This is a genomic window from Bartonella sp. MR90HLJMH (assembly GCF_042194115.1).
Taxonomy (GTDB): Bacteria; Pseudomonadota; Alphaproteobacteria; order Rhizobiales; family Rhizobiaceae; genus Bartonella; species Bartonella grahamii.
In genome coordinates, this window is the sequence record NZ_JBHIMM010000027.1 from 1 (window position 1) to 3,644 (window position 3,644).

At 42.2% G+C, this 3,644-nt stretch carries 1 protein-coding gene; it reads left to right on the forward strand.

What is annotated here, in order from left to right; genetic code table 11:
• Positions 1-3,644: Vomp family autotransporter (locus tag ACFIJ9_RS08545; RefSeq protein ID WP_375636759.1), on the forward strand; the 3,644-nt coding region annotated here is incomplete at both ends.

Sequence of the window (3,644 nt, forward strand, 5' to 3'; positions counted from 1 at the left end):
AAAGCGAAACAAAACAGTGTGACTTTTGGAGATCCGAGCAAGGGTCAGGTTGCATTGCATAATGTTGCCGCTGGTAATATTGCTAAGGATTCACATGATGCCGTAAATGGTGATCAGCTTCATTCATTGGGCGACAAGGCTGCGACATATTTTGGTGGTGGTTCAACATTTGCAGATGGTGCTTTTACAGCTCCGACTTATAAGATCTCTAATATTACTGACAATGGTACAGTAACGACTAGTTCATATAACGATGTTGGTTCAGCCTTTGCTGGTCTTGATACGAGTGTCAAGAATGTGAATACGCATCTAACGAATGAGGTCAAAAATTTTACTGACAAAGTAACGAATATTACGCAAAAATTTAAAGGCGATGCCTTGTTATGGAGTGATACAGCCCATGCCTTTGTCGCGCAGCATGAAAAGAAGGAAGAAAAAGAAGACAACACAGTTGTAGTGACACAAGAAAACAGCAAGATTACGTCTCTTGCAGCTGGAGCTATCAGTGAAACTTCAACAGACGCCGTTAATGGCTCACAGCTTCATACATTAGGCACAGGGGTTGCTACGTCTTTAGGGGGTGGTGCTGTCTATAAGGATGGTGCATGGACCGCTCCTACATTCAAGGTTAAGACTGTTAAGGATGATGGCAACTCTGGAGAAGAGAATTATTCTGATGTAGCAAGTGCTTTTGCTGGAGTTGGTAATTCTATCACGAATGTTAAAAACGAGATTACCAAACAAATTAACAATGAAATTGCCAATGTGAAAGGCGATAGCCTTGTTAAGAAAGATGCAACTACAAATCTTATCACTATTGGTAAAGAAGTAGAAGGCAGTGAAATCAATATTGCCAATAAGACTGGTACGGATCGGACTCTTTCTGGTGTGAAGGCAGCGACCAAGGATAATGAAGCCGTTAACAAAGGACAGCTTGAGAAAGGTTTAACGGATCTTTCCAACAGTCTTCAGTCTGATGAATCAGCAGTTGTTCATTACGATAAACAAAAGGATGATAAAATTGATTATGCGAATGTCACCTTTGGTGGTAAAGATAAGACAGCTGTAGGTCTCCATAATGTTGCTGCTGGTAAGATTGCCAAGGATTCACGTGATGCAATTACAGGTGGTCAGATTAATACAATCTCTCAGGAAGTTGCCAAGTTTTTAGGTGGTAGTGCGACATTTGCAGATGGTGCTTTTACAGCTCCGACTTATAAGATCTCAAATATTGCTGAAGATGGTACGGCAACAGAAGATTCATACAACGATGTTGGTTCAGCTTTTGCTGGTCTTGATACGAATTTCAAGAATGTGAATACGCATTTGACGAATGTTGTCAATGAATTCACTGAAAAAGTAACGAATATTACGCAAGAAGTTCAAGGTGATGCTTTGTTGTGGAACAAGGATCAGGGGGCGTTTGTAGCGCAGCATGAAAAGAAGGAAGAAAAAGAAGACGGCAAAGTTGTGGTGACACAAGAAAACAGCAAGATTACGTCCCTTGCAGCAGGAGCTATCAGTGAAACTTCAACAGACGCCGTTAATGGCTCACAGCTTCATACCTTGGGCACTGTGGTTGCTAAGTCTTTAGGCGGTAATGCTAAATATGAGAATGGTGCATGGACCGCTCCTACGTTCACGGTTAAGACTGTTAAGGCTGATGGTAGTGATGTTGAAGAAAACAGCTATGAGAGTGTAGCAGAAGCCTTTGCTGGAGTTGGTACTTCTTTCACGAACATTCACAATGAGATTAACAAGGAGATTGACAAAGTAGTAGGCGATAGCCTTGTTAAGCAAGATGCAGAAACAAAGGTTATTCAGATTGGTGGAGAGAAAGAAGGCACAGCAATCACGGTTGCAAACAGTAAAGGCGATGTCCGTAGTATCTCTGGTGTGAAGGCAGGCAACCTTTCAGAAGGATCGACAGAAGCGGTGAATGGTTCCCAGCTTTATTCTTTGAATACTACGCTTGCGAAGTATTTTGGTGGTAATGCTGCATTTAAAGATGGTGCTTTAACCGCTCCGACTTATAAGATCTCAAATATTGCTGAAGATGGTACGGCAACAGAAAAGTCATACAACGATGTTGGTTCAGCTTTTGCTGGTCTTGATATGAATTTCAAGAATGTGAATACGCATTTGACGAATGTTGTCAATGAATTCACTGAAAAAGTAACGAACATTACGCAAGAAGTTCAAGGTGATGCTTTGTTGTGGAACAAGGATCAGGGGGCGTTTGTAGCGCAGCATGGAGAAGGAGATGCGAAAGCTAACAGCAAGATTACGTCCCTTCAGGCTGGCAAGATTACAGCAGATTCAACGGACGCTGTTAATGGATCTCAGATTTATTCTGTAAGTGATACATTTGCGAAGTATTTAGATGGTGGCGCTGGATATGATAATGAAGGCAAATGGATTGCTCCTACTTTCAAAGTTACGACATTCAATGATGATGGAAGTCCTGCAGAGCAGGAGTATGAGAGTGTAGCAGCTGCCTTTGCTGGTGTAAGCAGTTCATTCACGAAGCTTCATAATGAGATATCAGACAATATTGAGCAGAATGCGTTGTTGTGGAGTGATGAAGAGAGTGCCTTTGTAGCGCTTCATGGTAAGGAAGATGTAAGAAGCAAGAGCAAACTGAAGTCCCTTTTAGATGGTGATATCTCAGAAGGTTCGACGGAAGCGATCACGGGCAACCAGCTTTATTTGATGAGCAATCAGCTTTCTGCCTATTTTGGTGGTGGAGCTGGCTATAAGGCTGGTGAGTGGATAGCACCTACTTTCAATGTTGCGCAATTCAATTCTGATGGAAGTTCATCAGAGAAGAAGAGCTATCATGATGTAGCGGGTGCTTTTGATGGCGTCAGCGAAAGTATGTCGAGTATCAACGAGCGTATTAAAGAGGTTTCTGATAATAGAGATACGAATAGTTTGAATTGGAATGAAGACAAAGGATCGTATGACGCTAGTCATAAAGGGGCATCGAGTAAGATTACGAATGTAGCTTCTGGTAAGATAGAAGAAGGTTCGCAAGAAGTTGTGAACGGTGGCCAGCTCTGGACAGTGAATGAGAAGGTAAAAGAGGTTGAGAACAAGGTAGATACGATTGATCAGCAGGTAAAAGATATCACGACAGCAGTAACGGATGGAGCTGTTAACTATGACAAAGATGCGGATGGCAAAAAGACCAATAGCATTACGTTAGCAGGTGGGAATGAAAGTGATCCGGTCTTGATAGATAATGTAGCGGATGGCAAAATTGAAGAAGGCTCTAAGCAAGCAGTTAATGGTGGTCAGTTACATGATTACACAGAACAGCAGATGAAGACGGTCCTTGAAGATGCGAAAAAGTATACGGATGATCAAGTGAACGGTCTTGTCAATAATGGCGTTAACGAGGCAAAATCCTATACAGATATGAAGTTTGAGACGTTAAATTATGCTATTGAGGATGTTCGCAAGGAAGCAAGACAAGCAGCAGCTGTTGGTTTAGCGGCAGCTGGTTTACGCTATAGTGATATTCCTGGAAAATTAACACTCGCATTTGGTAGTGGTGTATGGCGCAGTCAATCCGCGTTTGCTGTTGGGGCTGGTTATACTTCAGAGAACGGTGATATTGGTTCCAACTTGTCAATTACCAC